The organism is Streptomyces sp. NPDC093795, assembly GCF_044764665.1.
Lineage (GTDB): Bacteria > Actinomycetota > Actinomycetes > Streptomycetales > Streptomycetaceae > Streptomyces.
In genome coordinates this window covers 705598-718008 of the sequence record NZ_JBIWIO010000002.1, presented here as the reverse complement: position 1 = coordinate 718008, position 12411 = coordinate 705598, and the positions used below count along the sequence as shown (strand labels likewise).

Sequence of the window (12411 nt, the reverse complement as noted above, 5' to 3'; positions counted from 1 at the left end):
TCCGCGGAGACGCGTGACTCCGCCCGCCCCGCGCTGGTCGTTCAGCGCTCCTCGTCGGGGTAACCCCACTCGATGACACCCTTCGCCGCCGGGGCGGCCTCGGCCACGGCGAACGCGAACGAGCTCTCGAACTCCGGCTGCCAGTGGCCGAAGCGGGTGATGCTGAGCGGGAACTGCGTCTCGCCCGACACGTAGTGGACACCGTCGTCGCAGGCCGTGCCGTAGCTGATCTGGTTCTCGATGCCCTCGTCGCGCAGCAGCTCGCCGATCGATGCGGCGACCGCGTCGGCCTGTGCCATGTCCGTGAGCTGCGAGACGGTGAAGTGGAGATTGATGTTGACCGACATGCCGGCAGGCTACCGCCCGCCACCGACAGCGTCTGCCACGTGCGGGGCCGGGCGGGTGTCAGTGGTGCCTGCCAGGATCTTCATGGACGTGGACGACGGAGAAAGTGAGCACGCCATGGGCACCTGGGACATCGGCCCCTTCGACAACGACACCGCCGCCGACTTCTCGTACAGGGTGGACGAGGCCCCGATGGAGAAGAAGGCTGAGGTGCTGCGTGCCACGTTCCGTGAGGTGACCGGGACCGGCGGCGAGTACCTGGACTCGGACGTGGCCGTGGAGGCGATCGCGTCAGCCGCCCTGGTCGCGGCGCAGTGCCCGGGTGGCGAGCCGGTCACCACCTCGTACGGCCCGAAGGAGCCGCTGCCCGCGCTTCCGCCGGAGCTTCGCCCGGCGGCCGTCGAGGCCCTGGACCGCGTCCTCACCGAGCCGTCCGAGCTTCTCGAACTGTGGGAGGAGTCGGACGGCGAGGAGTGGAAGGCGGGGATACGGAAGCTGAGGGCGGTCCTGCTCTACTGATCCTTTCAGAATGAGGTTCCGAGTCGCCTCAGGCAGATGACGCCGCAGGCGATCCATGGCGAACGGGGGGCGTGGCATGTGGCAGCGGGGCGTACGGATGGTCGTGCTCGGTGCGGTTCTGGTGGTCCTCGCCGGCTGCGGTTCCGAGACCGTCGAGACCACGGAGGAGGCCCCAGGCGCGGCCACAGCCTGGACGCTCTCCGCTCCGATCCGCATCGACGGTGTTCGTACCGCCGACGGCGGCCGGTCTCTGGTGGTCGGCGCCGAAGTGCCCGCGGGCGCACGCGACTGCGTGCGCGGCCTGCGCGGTGAACTCGAGACCGTCGAACACGGCACGGTCTACGTGAGGGTCACGTACGAGTCCCCTGCCGGGGACCGGGACTCCGGCTGCACCGGGACGCAGCGGGTCGAAGCGACGGTGAAGCTGCGCGAGCCCCTGAGTTCTCCCAGGGTCATGGTGAACAGCCGGGACGTGTACACCCCCGCCGGTGCCACCCCGCCCGCCCTGAGGAAGTGCGGTGAGAACGGCTGCGACCCCACGCCCCCTCGTTGCACCTCGTCCTCGTACGAGCAGGCGGTCAACGACACGGACATCCCCCAGCACACGAGCTGGGAGGAACGCGGCTGCGACGACACGTGGCTGGTCCTTGACCTGTCGACCCGGATGGGGCCGGTGTGCGGTGACGCCGACGCCGGCTGCTCCTCGCGTATCTCCCAGCGCTGGTTCTACCGGGCCGAGACCTCGGGCTGGCGGCCGGTCACCATGAACGGCGATGCGGGTTGCGCGGGCATCCACAAAGTCCTGCCGGAACTGCCCGTGCGCCTCTGTGCGTCGCTGCCGCGGCTCGACCGCGACTGATCCGCCGAGCACCGCCCGCCATCAGCGGCCGATACGCCCCTCGACGGCGGCGCTCACGAAGGCCGTGAAGGCGGCGGGGGTGGCACGGAAGGCGGGGCCTTCGGGGTTCTTGGAGTCGCGGACGGCGATGTGGGCGGTGAGGTCGGCGACCTCGATGCACTGCCCGCCGGTGTCGCCGCTGTACGAGGACTTGCGCCAGGCGGCGGCGCCGAGGGGGGCGCACTCGATGCAGTCGCCGCCGTCGGAGCCGCTGTAGGACGACTTACGCCACCGCAGGTCCTGGTTGGTGCCCATACCGCTCCCTCATCACGCGTTCGATCAGCGCCGCCGAGTCCTCTCGGGAGAGGGCTGCGGCTTGCAGCCGAGCGTAGCCGACGGACCGCTCCCTGATCACTTGCGGATTGGCGGTCATATGCCCCCCGCCATAGACCGGCGCATAGAAGAGGTCCGGGTCGTCGTCGAAGCGCAGGAGGTTGAACGAACCCATCATCGCCGCGTGCTGCCCCACCTCGAAGGGAAGCACCTGCACCTGGATCCACGGATGATCCAGGAAGCTCAACAAGTGGGCGAGTTGGTTTCGCATGACCTCGGCGCCGCCGATCTGCCGGTACAACACCGCCTCGTCGAGCACGACGCACACCACCGGCGGATGCTCCCGCTCCAGGATGCGCTGGCGTTCCATCCGAGCCGCCACCAGCTCCTCCAGCCGCCCCGGGTTCTCGACGCTCAGCACCGCCCGGGCGTATTCGGGTGTCTGGAGCAGTCCGTAGACCAGCTGCGCCTGGTACGTCGAGATGTACGTCGCCTTCGCTTCCATGTCCGCGTAGGGCTGGAACCACGTCGGTAGCTGGCTCTTCAGCACCATCCCGATCAACCGCGCGAACACGCCACCCGTCAGCAGCGCCAGGTCGACCTGCTCCGAGAACTTGCGCGTCGGGACCTTCTTGGCCGTCTCTATCTGACCGATCAGAGAGGCCGTGCAGTAGAGGAGTGAACCCAACTCCGCCTGACTGAGGTTCGCCTCCTCCCTCAAACGGCGGAGTTCTGATCCGTAGTAGTCCAGCGGCGAGGCGCTGGGATCCAGGCTGCGGATGTTGACCAATGCGAGGTCACCCCCAAGCTCACGCGGTGAGGCGTTGCGTTCAGTTCGTAGCCGAGCGTAACGATCCGGCCCCATTCTGGTGGCATGAATCACGCAACCGACCTCTATCCCGCGGAACTTGACGCCAGCTACCGGATGGGGTTCACCGTGGGTGAGCACTCCGCCGGTCACATGCGTCGCATCCTGCGCATGCTCCTCACGCGTTGGGAACTCGACCGCCTGACCGATTCCTCCACGCTCGCGCTCACCGAGCTGGTCGCCAACGTCGTCCGGCACGTGCCCGGCCGGCGGTGTTCCGTGCTGATCCTGCGGGAGCCGTACGGGCTGCGGATCGAGGTCGCGGACGGCGTCCCCGGGACGGTGATCGCGAAGCTCGCCGATCCGCTGGCGGAGAGCGGCCGGGGGCTCGCTCTCGTGGAGGCCGTGACGGACCGGTGGGGGGTGACGGAGACGGCCGAGGGGAAGACGGTGTGGTTCGAGTGCGACACGTAGGGCACGATGGGCGCTCGCACCCGCGTACCCGCCAGTAGGAGTCACCATGTCCGTGCCCGCGCCCGAGATCCTTGCCGCCTTCGAGGCCGCGAAGGGGTTCATGCCCGTCGGGGAGGGGCTCGCGCTGTACGAGGCGGCTGCCGGGGCCGCGAAGCTCGGGCTGCCGCTGCTCGAGGTCGGCACGTACTGCGGGCGCTCCACGATCCTGCTCGCGGACGTGGCCCGGCAGGCGGGGACGGTCGCGGTGACCGTGGACCACCACCGGGGCAGCGAGGAGCAGCAGCCGGGGTGGGAGTACCACGACGCGAGCGTGGTCGACCCCGAGGTGGGGGTCATGGACACCCTTCCCACCTTCCGGCGGACCCTGCGCAAGGCGGGCCTCGAGGAGCATGTGGTCGCCGTCGTCGGGCGGTCGCCGCAGGTGGCGAAGGTGTGGGCCGGGCAGCTCGGGCTCGTGTTCATCGACGGCGGCCACACCGACGAGCACGCCACCAACGACTACGAGGGCTGGGCCCCCAAGGTCGCCCCCGGGGGCCTGCTCGTCATCCACGACGTCTTCCCGAATCCGGAGGACGGCGGCCAGGCGCCGTACCGGATCTACCTCCGCGCGCTCGAGTCGGGCGACTTCGACGAGGTCTCCGTCACCGACTCGCTGCGGGTGCTGCGCCGCCGCTGAGCACGCGGAGGCCGGTACAGCCAGGCCTGTCCAGCCAGGTCAGTACAGCGAGGTCACGTACAGGCAGTTGGTGTAGCTGTAGCCGGGTTCGATCTTCGTCTTGCTCGACTTGGTGTCACCGGCCGTGGACGCGCCGGTCGTGGCCCGCTTCTGGAGGAAGTGGTAGTTGCCTGCGGGCAGCAGCAGGGTCGTCTTCGGGTACTTCGACGCGGGGCCCGTGCAGGCCTTGATCTTCGGCGAGATGGTGAGGATCGGAGTCCGGTACTTCGTGCAGGTCTTGCACGCGTCGATCGTGACCTTGCCGGTCGTCGGGCCCGTGTAGAGCAGCTCGACCTCACCGGGGCCGTCGTTGCTCACCACCATCACCATCCGGGCGCCGCCGGGGACGTCGGCCGAAGGCAGCTTCCTGCCGGCCTCGGGCTCCTCCTCTGCGATCTCGGCGGCGATGGCGATGGAGCGGGCGTGCGCGGCCTGCGGGCTGCTCGGGTACGTCGTGGCGTAGTCCGACATGGCCTTGGCCGCGGTGGTGAACTCCTTGTCCCTGAAGTAGTCGGTCCCGCAGGCGAAGTCGCCCCTCTGGACCCCGGCGGCGGCCTCCTTCGCCACGGCCTCGAAAGACGGGTCCGTCATGTTGTCGAGGGAGGAGTGCAGGGCGCGCAGCTCGGTGGTCGCGTCGCAGGGCTCCGCCCCGCCGAGCGCGCCCGTCCGGGCCTTGACGGCCGCCCGTGCGGCCGGCTCGACACGGGTGGCCTGGGCGGACTTCGGGAAGGTGTCGAGGAGCTCGTTGAGGCTCTCGCTGGCGGGCGGGTCGGCGGCCTGTACGCCGAGCGCCGCCGTGCCGCACTCGTAGAGCGACTCGGCGAGCGGCTCGTCGGTCTTGGCGGGTCGGGAGCCCAGGAGACCCTTGTCGAAGGTGGCGGGGAGTCCCCGGAGGTGCTTGAGCGCCGGGACGGCCGCGCAGTACTTCTTGTCCTTGTATGGGGCGGAGACCGTCTCGTAGTACGTGTCGAGCCGCGCGGGGACGAGCTTCCCCGCCCGCGAGCCCGCGTGCTTCGTGCCGAGGTCCTGGTAGATGACGAGTCCCTTGCGGAAGATCGGCTCGGCCTTGTCGAAGGCGATTCCTTCGGCGGCCTTCACGAACGTGTCGGCGGCGGCGAGCTGTTCGAGCAGGGCCTGCTCCTTCGCCTCGTCGCGGGCCGCGCCGTACGCGAGCGAACCGCCCGCGGGTACGGCGAGCAGCACGAGGGCGAGCGGCAGCGCGAGGCGGCGGAAGGCGGTGCCGATCCGGAGGTTCGCGCGCAGTCCGCGCCTGGCGCCGTCGGCGGCGACGGCGAGCAGGAAGACGCCGTAGCCGGCGAGGAGCCCGAGGGGCACACCGTCGACGTCGGCGGGGAGCGCGATGAAGAGGAGGGCGGCGGTGGCGATCCAGCAGAGGGCGGCGCCGATCCAGTTGCGCAGGAGGACGTAACCGAGGCCCAGGCAGGAGAGGTTGAGCAGGCCGATCATGGCGGCCTGGGCGGGGTTGGAGTCGGCGGGCGGCGGCGTGGGCGGCTCGGCGCCGCCGTATCCGGGGGGCGGGCCGTAGCCGGGCGGGCCGTAACCCGGAGGGCCGTAGCCGGGAGGGCCCGGCGGGGGGCCGTAGCCGGGAGGGGCGGTGGGCGGGGCGGTGGGCGGCGGTACGGCGCCGGCTCCGGTTTCGGCTCCGGCTCCGCTATCGGCTGCGGCTGCGGCTCCGGGCCAGTGGGGCGCGGGGCCGGCCGGGGCGGGGGCCTCGCCGTGCGGGGCGGAGGCCGCCGGGGGCGGGACGGAAGCCGCCGCGGGGGGCGGGGTGGGGGCGGTCGCCGCGGGCGGCGCGGCGGGCGGCGCGGCGGGCGGCTGGCCGAAGGCGAGCGTGGGCGCCCCGCCGGGCGGGGCGGAGGCCGCCGGGGGCGGCGCGGCGGGCGGCTGGCCGAAGGCCAGCGTGTGCGCCCCGCCGGGCGGGGCGGCCGGGGCGGCGGGCGCCGGAGGGGCCTGAGGGGCCTCCGAGACCGCGGGGGCCGGAGGGGCCTGAGGCGCCACGGGCGCCGCCGGGGCCGGAGGTGCGGCCGCGACCGCAGGAGCCACCGGCGCGACCGGAGCAGCCGGAGCCGGTGGTGCGGCCACGGCCGCCGGAGCCACCGGCGCGGCCGGAGCCACCGGTGGCGTCGGCGGCGTCGGCGGCGTCGCCGAAGCCGGTGCGGCCCACGGCGCCTCGGAGGCCGCGGCGGCGCCGGCGGCACCCGAAGCCTCGCCCACAGGTCTGTCGTTCGGTTCCGGGCGCGCGTCACTCGGCTCGGGTCGTGCGTCACTCGGCTCCGGGCGCGCACCACCCGACTTCAGGAGCGCGTCACCCGACTCCGGGCGTGCGTCTCTCGGTTCCGGACGTGCGTCGTTCGGTTCTTCCCCCACCACGGTTCCCCCTCGTGGGTCCATGCGCGGTGACACCCCACCGTCGCCCTTCCCACCTACCCTTCACGGTTCACGCACACGCGTCCACCGTTCCGGTCGGCCGGTGACCAACCTGCGACGTACCCCTCCCGCATTTCGCCCCGGACAGGGCCTAAAGTCGCGGGGTGCCGTACGACCACCGGAACACCGTCTGCCGTACCCTCGCCCTCGCCCTCGCCGCCACGGGCTGCTGCGCCGCGCTCGCCGGGTGCGGAGCCTCCCAGGCCTCGCCCCCCACCGGGAAGTCGTCCCCGGAGGCCCGGCCGAGCAGTGCGACGCCCTCCCCGCCGCCCCTCTCCTCCTCCCCGCAGCCGGCGGCCGCTTCACTCGCCGGGCGGACCGTCGTGATCGACCCCGGCCACAATCCCGGTAACTTCCGTCACTCCACGGAGATCAACAAGAAGGTGGACATCGGGACGCACCGCAAGGAGTGCGACACCACCGGCACCTCCACGAACGCCGGCTACACCGAGGCGTCCTTCACCCTCGACGTCTCCCACCGGCTGCGGGACCTCCTCGCCGCACGCGGCGCCACCGTGGTCCTCACCCATGACGCCGACCGCCCCTTCGGGCCGTGCATCGACGAGCGCGCCCGGATCGGCAACGAGGCCCGCGCCGACGCCGTCGTCTCCGTCCACGCGGACGGCTCCGCCGCCGGACACCGCGGTTTCCATGTGATCCTGCCCGCACACGTGCGCGAGGGCTCCGCCGACACGGCTGGGATCGTCGGCCCCTCCCGCGAGCTGGGCGAGCGGATCGCCGACCGGTTCGCCCACGCCACCGGAACGGCAGCCTCCAACTACCTGGGCTCCGGTACGGGGTTGGACGTCCGTGACGATCTCGGCGGACTCAATCTCTCAACCGTCCCCAAGGTCTTCGTCGAATGCGGCAATATGCGTGATCCGAAGGACGCACAGCTGCTCACGTCCGCGCAGTGGCGACAGAAGGCGGCCCAGGGGATCGCGGACGGCATCGCCACCTACCTCAAGGGGTAGAACCCGCGGGCGATAGATTCCCTCCGTACGCTCCGTACGATGGGGCCGCCCCGTGCCTGGCCCCCGAAGTGCCACCCCGACGCGACGACCGACGACCCGACGAAGGACTTCTTACGTGAATATCCGCTCCCTCACCCGAGGCGATGGCGTGCTGATCGGTGCAGCGGTGGTGCTGTTCATCGCCTCGTTCCTCGGCTACGCCAGCTGCGACGGCCCCGACTCGATCTGCGACGCGGTCGACCTCCCGAACTCGTGGGAGGCGTCGCCCCTCGGCTGGGGTGCCTTCTTCCTCGGCATCGTCGGCGTCGCGCTCGTCGTCCTCTCCCGCGGCCTGCCGCAGCAGCGCAAGGTGGCCGGCCTCGAGCTGGGCCAGGTCGGCACGGCGTTCACCATCGCGTCCGCCTGGACCCTGCTCATGTGGATCTTCGAGGCGAACAACGCCGGCGCGGGCCTGATCCTCGGCCTGATCGCCGCCCTGGTCGCGGCCGGTGCCGCCGTGGCCGGACCGCTGGTCCCCGCCCTCAAGGCCCCGCTCGTCGGCGCCCCCAAGCCGCAGACCCCGCAGCCGTACGGCATGCAGCCCGGCCACCCCGGCCCGCAGGGCGTCCCCGGCGGCTACGGCTACCCCGGCGCGCAGCAGCAGCCGTACGGCGGGCCGCAGGACCCCTCGCAGGGCGCGGGCCAGCCGTTCGGCGCGCAGGCCGGCACCCCGCAGCCGCAGGCCTCGCACCAGCCCGAGCCGCAGGCCCAGGCTCCGGCAGCTCAGGCGCAGCCGGCCTCGGACTTCGCGCCGTTCTGGTTCGCCGTCCCGGTCGCCCGCCAGCTGTACGCGGAGGACGGCTCCCAGGCGCCGATCGCCGAACTGGCGCCGGGTACCTGGTACCTCGCGGTCGAGCAGCGCGGTCCCGCCCTGGTGGCGCAGACGCAGGACGGCCGTCGCGGTGTCCTCCAGGACACGACGGGCATCCAGCGCGGCTGATCTCGCCGTACGCACACACGGCCCCTCGTCCGGAATCCCTTCCGGGCGGGGGGCCGTTGCCGTACAGTCCCCCGCATCGCGTGAGCTGACGTACCGTCAGAAAGGATGCGGGCATGCGACTGGGACTCGCCCTCGGCTACTGGGGCCGCGGCCCCTCCCCCGCCCATCTCGACCTCGCCCGCGAGGCCGAACGGCTCGGCTACGACTCCGTGTGGACGGCCGAGGCCTGGGGCTCCGACGCCTTCACCGCGCTGACCTGGATCGCCGCCCACACCACCCGTATCAAGCTCGGCACCGCCGTCGCGCAGATGGCCGCCCGCGCCCCCACAACCACCGCGATGCACGCGCTCACCCTCGACCACCTCTCCGGCGGGCGCGTGATGCTCGGACTCGGCCTGTCGGGGCCGCAGGTCGTCGAGGGCTGGTACGGGCGCCCCTTCCCCCGCTCGCCGCTGACCGCGACCCGCGAGTACGTGGACGTGGTCCGCCAGGTGCTGCGCCGCGAGGGCCCGGTCCGGCTCGAAGGACGGCACCACTCCCACCCGTACACCGGGACGGACGGCACCGGCCTCGGCAAGGCGCTCAAGCCGATCACCCATCCGCTCCGCCCCGACGTCCCCGTCCTGCTCGGCGCCGAGGGACCGAAGAACATCGCGCAGACCCTCGCCATCGCGGACGGCTGGCTGCCGCTGTACTGGCCGCCTGACCGCTGGGCCGAGGTGTACGCCCTGCCGGACCCGCTCCCCGAAGGATTCCTCGTCGCGCCCATGGTCCGCGCCCAGCTCTGCGAGGACGTGGCGGCCGGACTGCTGCCGGTCAAGGCGATGCTGGGCTTCTACATCGGCGGCATGGGGCACGCGACCCGCAACTTCCACGCCGACCTGATGGGACGGATGGGGTACGAGAAGGAGGCCGGACGCGTCCAGGAGCTGTTCGCGGCGGGGCGGCGGGAGGAGGCGGTGCTCGCCGTCCCGGACGCCTTCGCGGACGAGATCTCCCTCGTCGGCCCCCGGGAGCGGATCGCCGGACGCCTGGAGAAATGGCGGCGGGGCCCGGTGACGGACCTGCTCGTCACCTCACCGGACCCCGCCACGCTCGGACTCCTCGCGGAGCTGAACTCCTAGCGTCACCCGCCCAGTTGGGACGTACTGGGCACCTTGTCGACGACCTCGGCGCCCGCGCTCTTCCCCGCGTCCTTGACGCTGTTGATGATGTTCTCGAAGGCGCCGACGTCCGCGTCGCCCGCCTCGCCCTTGCGCAGCTTCGTGCCGAGGTCCTTGAGCGAGTCGATCCCCGCCGAGAGCGGCGCGACCGCCTTCGAGAGCAGCGGGTCGCCCTTGGCGTTGTTCACCGCCGCCTTCAGCCTGTTGTACGTGAACGCGCCCGCGAGGCCCGCCTTCACCAGGGCGAAGGTCCGCCCGTCCGCGCCCTTCTTGAACTTGCCCGCCCGGTACGGCTTCACGATCCACTGGTACGTGGCACCCGCGGCGAGCCCGGCGTTGGCCACGAACCGCGTCTTGGCGAGCTTCTGCTGCTCGAAGGTGCTCGTACTCGACGGAGTCGCGGCCCCGCTCACGCTCTGCGCGTCGTCGCCGCCACCACAGGCGGCGGTGGTGAGGAGCAGAGCGCACGACAGCAGCAGCGCCACGACTCCACGCGAGACACTTCTGGGTACGACGGGCACGGTGGGCATGACGGACGCGACGGGCACGACAGGACCTCCCTGGGGGCGATGGCGCCAGCCTCACCCCGGGCCCGCACGGCCGCCACCCAGGCGACTCCGTACGGGTTTCGAAGGGCGACGCGCGGTAACGCGAGGGGTATGACTTCCGGACGGAGCAACACCACGCAAGCGGCGAGAGTCATCAGCGTCGTCGCCGATGTCATGGCCGCCATCATCGGCCTCTGGATCCTCATGTACCTGCTGGGCGCCAACCGGGGCAACGGCCTGGTGGACTTCGTCCAGGACGCCGCCCGCTGGCTGGCGGGCTGGTCGCACGACCTGTTCACCTTCGACGAGGCCTGGGCGCGGGTCGTCGCGGGCTACGGCCTCGCCGCCGTCGTGTACCTCGTCATCGGGCACACGGTGGCGGGGCGCCTGCTGCGCCGCCACTGAGGGCCGTCACGGCCCTCGGGTTCACCCGCAGCAGTCCGGTTCGAGGCCCCTCGGCAGTCGTTCGCCCCCGAACACCGCCCCGGTCGCCTCGTCGCCGCCCAGCGCCGCCACGGCGAGGAGCAGCGAGCCGGCCGTCCAGGCGGTGAGCTCCTCGGGCCACACGGCCCGGTCGCCCTCGAAGACGTAACCCGTCCAGTACATGCCGTTCTCGGCGCGCAGATGCTGGATGGACTGGAGGACGGTGAGGGCCCGGTCGGACTCCCCCATCACCCACAGGGCGAGGGCGAGTTCGCAGCTCTCGCCGCCCGTGACCCACGGGTTGGGCAGGACGCAGCGCACACCGAGCTCGGGGACGACGAACGCGTCCCAGTCGGCGTCTATACGGGCCTGCGCCTCGGGGCCCGTGAGCGCGCCGCCGAGGACCGGGTAGTACCAGTCCATCGAGTAGCGGGACTTGTCGAGGAAACGCTCGGGGTGCCGGCGGATCGCGTGGCCGAGCGCCCCGGCCGCCAGCTCCCAGTCGGGCTGCGGCTCCTCACGGGCCTCGGCGATGGCGAGGGCGCAGCGGAGCGCCTGGTAGATCGACGAACTGCCGGTCAGGAGCGCGTCGTCGACGGGTGTGCCGTCGGTCTCGCGCTTCCAGCCGATCTGGCCGCCCGGCTGCTGGAGCGCGAGGACGAACTCGACGGCCGCGTAGACGGTGGGCCACATCCGGTCGAGGAAGGCGTCGTCGCCGGTGGACAGGTGGTGGTGCCAGACGCCGACCGCGATGTACGCGACGAAGTTGGACTCACGGCCGCGGTCGGTGACGTCGGCCGGGTCGCCGTCGTGGTAGGCCGCGTACCAGGAGCCGTCGCTGTTCTGGTGCCGGGCGAGCCACTCGTAGGCACGGGCGGCGGCGGCGTGCTCGCCGGCCGCGTCCAGGGCCATGGCGGCCTCGGTGTGGTCCCACGGGTCGAGGTGATGGCCCCGGAACCACGGTATGGCGCCGTCCTCGCGCTGCACGGCGAGTATCCCGGCGACGGTCTCGGCGGCCTGCTCGGCGGTGAGGACCCCGGGCAGGAGGAGGTGCTCCGCGATCCGCTCGGGAGAGGTCACTTGGCGTCGGCCTTCGGGAGGTGGGGCTTGGTCGCGTACGCCACGAAGCTCTTGCCGACGACCGGGTTGAGCAGCTGCTCGGCGACCCGGGTCAGGGCGGGCTTCTTCATGATGTCCCAGACCAGGAGCTTGTGGTACGCGCGGACCGGCAGCGCCTTGTCGTTGTCGACGCCGAAGGCGCACTTGAGCCACCAGTACGGCGAGTGCAGCGCGTGCGCGTGGTGGGTGCCGTACGGCTTGAGGCCGGCCTGCCGGATCTTGGCGAGGAGTTCGTCGGCCTTGTAGATGCGGATGTGGCCGCCCTCGACCTCGTGGTACGCGTCGGAGAGCGTCCAGCAGATCTTCTCGGGGCCGTAGCGGGGCACGGTGATCGCGATGCGGCCGCCCGGCTTGAGGACGCGGACCATCTCGGCGAGGACGCCCTTGTCGTCCGGGATGTGCTCCATGACCTCGGAGATGATGACGACGTCGAAGGACGCGTCGGGGAACGGCAGGTTGAGCGCGTCGCCCTCCATCGCGGTGGCGGTCGCGCCCGCCGGGGCCTCCCCGGCCTCCTTCATCGCCGCGAACCACTTCGCGACCTCGCGGATCTCCTCGGCGTTCTGGTCGAGGGCCACGACCTGCGCGCCCCGCCGGTAACACTCGAAGGCGTGCCGGCCCGCCCCACAGCCCAGATCGAGCACACGGTCGCCGGGGGCGAGCGGGAAGCGGGTGAAGTCGACGGTCAGCACGGGGTCGTCCTGCTTTCGGGGTGGAAGGGTGAG

15 protein-coding genes are annotated in these 12411 nt (G+C 72.0%); 8 read left to right on the top strand and 7 right to left on the bottom strand.

Annotated features, from left to right (window positions below; genetic code table 11):
- Nucleotides 1-41: 41 nt before the first annotated feature.
- Complete coding sequence (locus ACIRB7_RS08270) at nt 42-347, bottom strand: hypothetical protein (RefSeq protein ID WP_403594063.1); 306 nt, start codon at nt 345-347, stop codon at nt 42-44.
- Between the two features lie 115 nt (nt 348-462).
- Between ACIRB7_RS08270 and ACIRB7_RS08265 the strand changes: the two genes are divergently transcribed.
- Both ACIRB7_RS08265 and ACIRB7_RS08260 read left to right on the top strand, forming a co-directional pair.
- The gene (locus ACIRB7_RS08265; protein WP_403594421.1) at nt 463-864 is read left to right on the top strand and encodes a DUF4259 domain-containing protein; all 402 of its coding nucleotides are present in this window, start codon (nt 463-465) and stop codon (nt 862-864) included.
- 76 nt (nt 865-940) lie between these two features.
- Nucleotides 941-1723: a hypothetical protein gene (locus ACIRB7_RS08260; protein ID WP_403594060.1), complete on the top strand. Its 783-nt coding sequence runs from the start codon at nt 941-943 to the stop codon at nt 1721-1723.
- Between the two features lie 21 nt (nt 1724-1744).
- Here ACIRB7_RS08260 and ACIRB7_RS08255 read toward each other — a convergent pair whose 3' ends face one another.
- Together ACIRB7_RS08255 and ACIRB7_RS08250 are read right to left on the bottom strand one after the other, a co-directional pair.
- Nucleotides 1745-2017: a DUF397 domain-containing protein gene (locus tag ACIRB7_RS08255; protein WP_403594058.1), complete on the bottom strand. Its 273-nt coding sequence runs from the start codon at nt 2015-2017 to the stop codon at nt 1745-1747.
- On the bottom strand, nt 1986-2825 hold the full coding sequence (locus tag ACIRB7_RS08250; RefSeq protein WP_403594055.1) for a Scr1 family TA system antitoxin-like transcriptional regulator: 840 nt from the start codon (nt 2823-2825) through the stop codon (nt 1986-1988). Before ACIRB7_RS08250 ends, ACIRB7_RS08255 begins: the two co-directional genes overlap by 32 nt.
- Before the next feature lie 84 nt (nt 2826-2909).
- Between ACIRB7_RS08250 and ACIRB7_RS08245 the strand changes: the two genes are divergently transcribed.
- Nucleotides 2910-3317, top strand: a complete 408-nt coding sequence (locus tag ACIRB7_RS08245; protein WP_403594051.1) for an ATP-binding protein — start codon at nt 2910-2912, stop codon at nt 3315-3317.
- Nucleotides 3318-3363: 46 nt separating this feature from the next.
- Nucleotides 3364-3993 carry a class I SAM-dependent methyltransferase gene (locus tag ACIRB7_RS08240; protein WP_403594049.1) on the top strand — a complete coding sequence of 210 codons (630 nt, stop codon included), beginning with the start codon at nt 3364-3366 and terminating at the stop codon, nt 3991-3993.
- Nucleotides 3994-4032: 39 nt separating this feature from the next.
- On the opposite strand, the gene ACIRB7_RS08235 is transcribed toward ACIRB7_RS08240, so the two are convergent.
- On the bottom strand, nt 4033-6096 hold the full coding sequence (locus tag ACIRB7_RS08235; RefSeq protein ID WP_403594046.1) for a hypothetical protein: 2064 nt from the start codon (nt 6094-6096) through the stop codon (nt 4033-4035).
- Nucleotides 6097-6584: 488 nt separating this feature from the next.
- On the opposite strand from ACIRB7_RS08235, the gene ACIRB7_RS08230 reads away from it, so the two are divergent.
- The 3 genes from ACIRB7_RS08230 to ACIRB7_RS08220 all read left to right on the top strand — a co-directional run bounded on the left by ACIRB7_RS08230 (nt 6585) and on the right by ACIRB7_RS08220 (nt 9557).
- A complete protein-coding gene (locus ACIRB7_RS08230) occupies nt 6585-7454 on the top strand; it encodes an N-acetylmuramoyl-L-alanine amidase (RefSeq protein ID WP_403594044.1) in 870 nt (289 codons plus the stop codon).
- 115 nt (nt 7455-7569) lie between these two features.
- Entirely contained in the window at nt 7570-8433 is an 864-nt protein-coding gene (locus ACIRB7_RS08225) for a hypothetical protein (protein ID WP_403594041.1), read from the top strand.
- A 113-nt stretch (nt 8434-8546) separates the two neighbouring features.
- Nucleotides 8547-9557 carry an LLM class F420-dependent oxidoreductase gene (locus ACIRB7_RS08220; RefSeq protein ID WP_403594038.1) on the top strand — a complete coding sequence of 337 codons (1011 nt, stop codon included), beginning with the start codon at nt 8547-8549 and terminating at the stop codon, nt 9555-9557.
- 2 nt (nt 9558-9559) lie between these two features.
- Here ACIRB7_RS08220 and ACIRB7_RS08215 read toward each other — a convergent pair whose 3' ends face one another.
- On the bottom strand, nt 9560-10126 hold the full coding sequence (locus ACIRB7_RS08215) for a hypothetical protein (protein ID WP_403594418.1): 567 nt from the start codon (nt 10124-10126) through the stop codon (nt 9560-9562).
- A gap of 129 nt (nt 10127-10255) precedes the next feature.
- Between ACIRB7_RS08215 and ACIRB7_RS08210 the strand changes: the two genes are divergently transcribed.
- Complete coding sequence (locus ACIRB7_RS08210; RefSeq protein ID WP_403594035.1) at nt 10256-10549, top strand: hypothetical protein; 294 nt, start codon at nt 10256-10258, stop codon at nt 10547-10549.
- Nucleotides 10550-10570: 21 nt separating this feature from the next.
- Here the strand turns inward: ACIRB7_RS08210 and ACIRB7_RS08205 are convergent, their stop codons facing one another.
- Nucleotides 10571-11647, bottom strand: coding sequence for a prenyltransferase (locus tag ACIRB7_RS08205; RefSeq protein WP_403594032.1), 1077 nt, complete (start codon nt 11645-11647; stop codon nt 10571-10573).
- Nucleotides 11644-12378: a class I SAM-dependent methyltransferase gene (locus tag ACIRB7_RS08200; RefSeq protein WP_403594029.1), complete on the bottom strand. Its 735-nt coding sequence runs from the start codon at nt 12376-12378 to the stop codon at nt 11644-11646. Before ACIRB7_RS08200 ends, ACIRB7_RS08205 begins: the two co-directional genes overlap by 4 nt.
- Nucleotides 12379-12411 lie beyond the last annotated feature (33 nt).

Excerpts from the sequence above, each read along its gene's own strand:
- ACIRB7_RS08270 (WP_403594063.1), bottom strand. The coding sequence starts at position 347 with ATGTCGGTCAACATCAATCTCCACTTCACCGTCTCGCAGCTCACGGAC.
- ACIRB7_RS08265 (WP_403594421.1), top strand. The coding sequence starts at position 463 with ATGGGCACCTGGGACATCGGCCCCTTCGACAACGACACCGCCGCCGAC.
- ACIRB7_RS08260 (WP_403594060.1), top strand. The coding sequence starts at position 941 with ATGTGGCAGCGGGGCGTACGGATGGTCGTGCTCGGTGCGGTTCTGGTG.
- ACIRB7_RS08255 (WP_403594058.1), bottom strand. The coding sequence starts at position 2,017 with ATGGGCACCAACCAGGACCTGCGGTGGCGTAAGTCGTCCTACAGCGGC.
- ACIRB7_RS08245 (WP_403594051.1), top strand. The coding sequence starts at position 2,910 with ATGAATCACGCAACCGACCTCTATCCCGCGGAACTTGACGCCAGCTAC.
- ACIRB7_RS08240 (WP_403594049.1), top strand. The coding sequence starts at position 3,364 with ATGTCCGTGCCCGCGCCCGAGATCCTTGCCGCCTTCGAGGCCGCGAAG.
- ACIRB7_RS08220 (WP_403594038.1), top strand. The coding sequence starts at position 8,547 with ATGCGACTGGGACTCGCCCTCGGCTACTGGGGCCGCGGCCCCTCCCCC.
- ACIRB7_RS08215 (WP_403594418.1), bottom strand. The coding sequence starts at position 10,126 with ATGCCCACCGTGCCCGTCGTACCCAGAAGTGTCTCGCGTGGAGTCGTG.
- ACIRB7_RS08210 (WP_403594035.1), top strand. The coding sequence starts at position 10,256 with ATGACTTCCGGACGGAGCAACACCACGCAAGCGGCGAGAGTCATCAGC.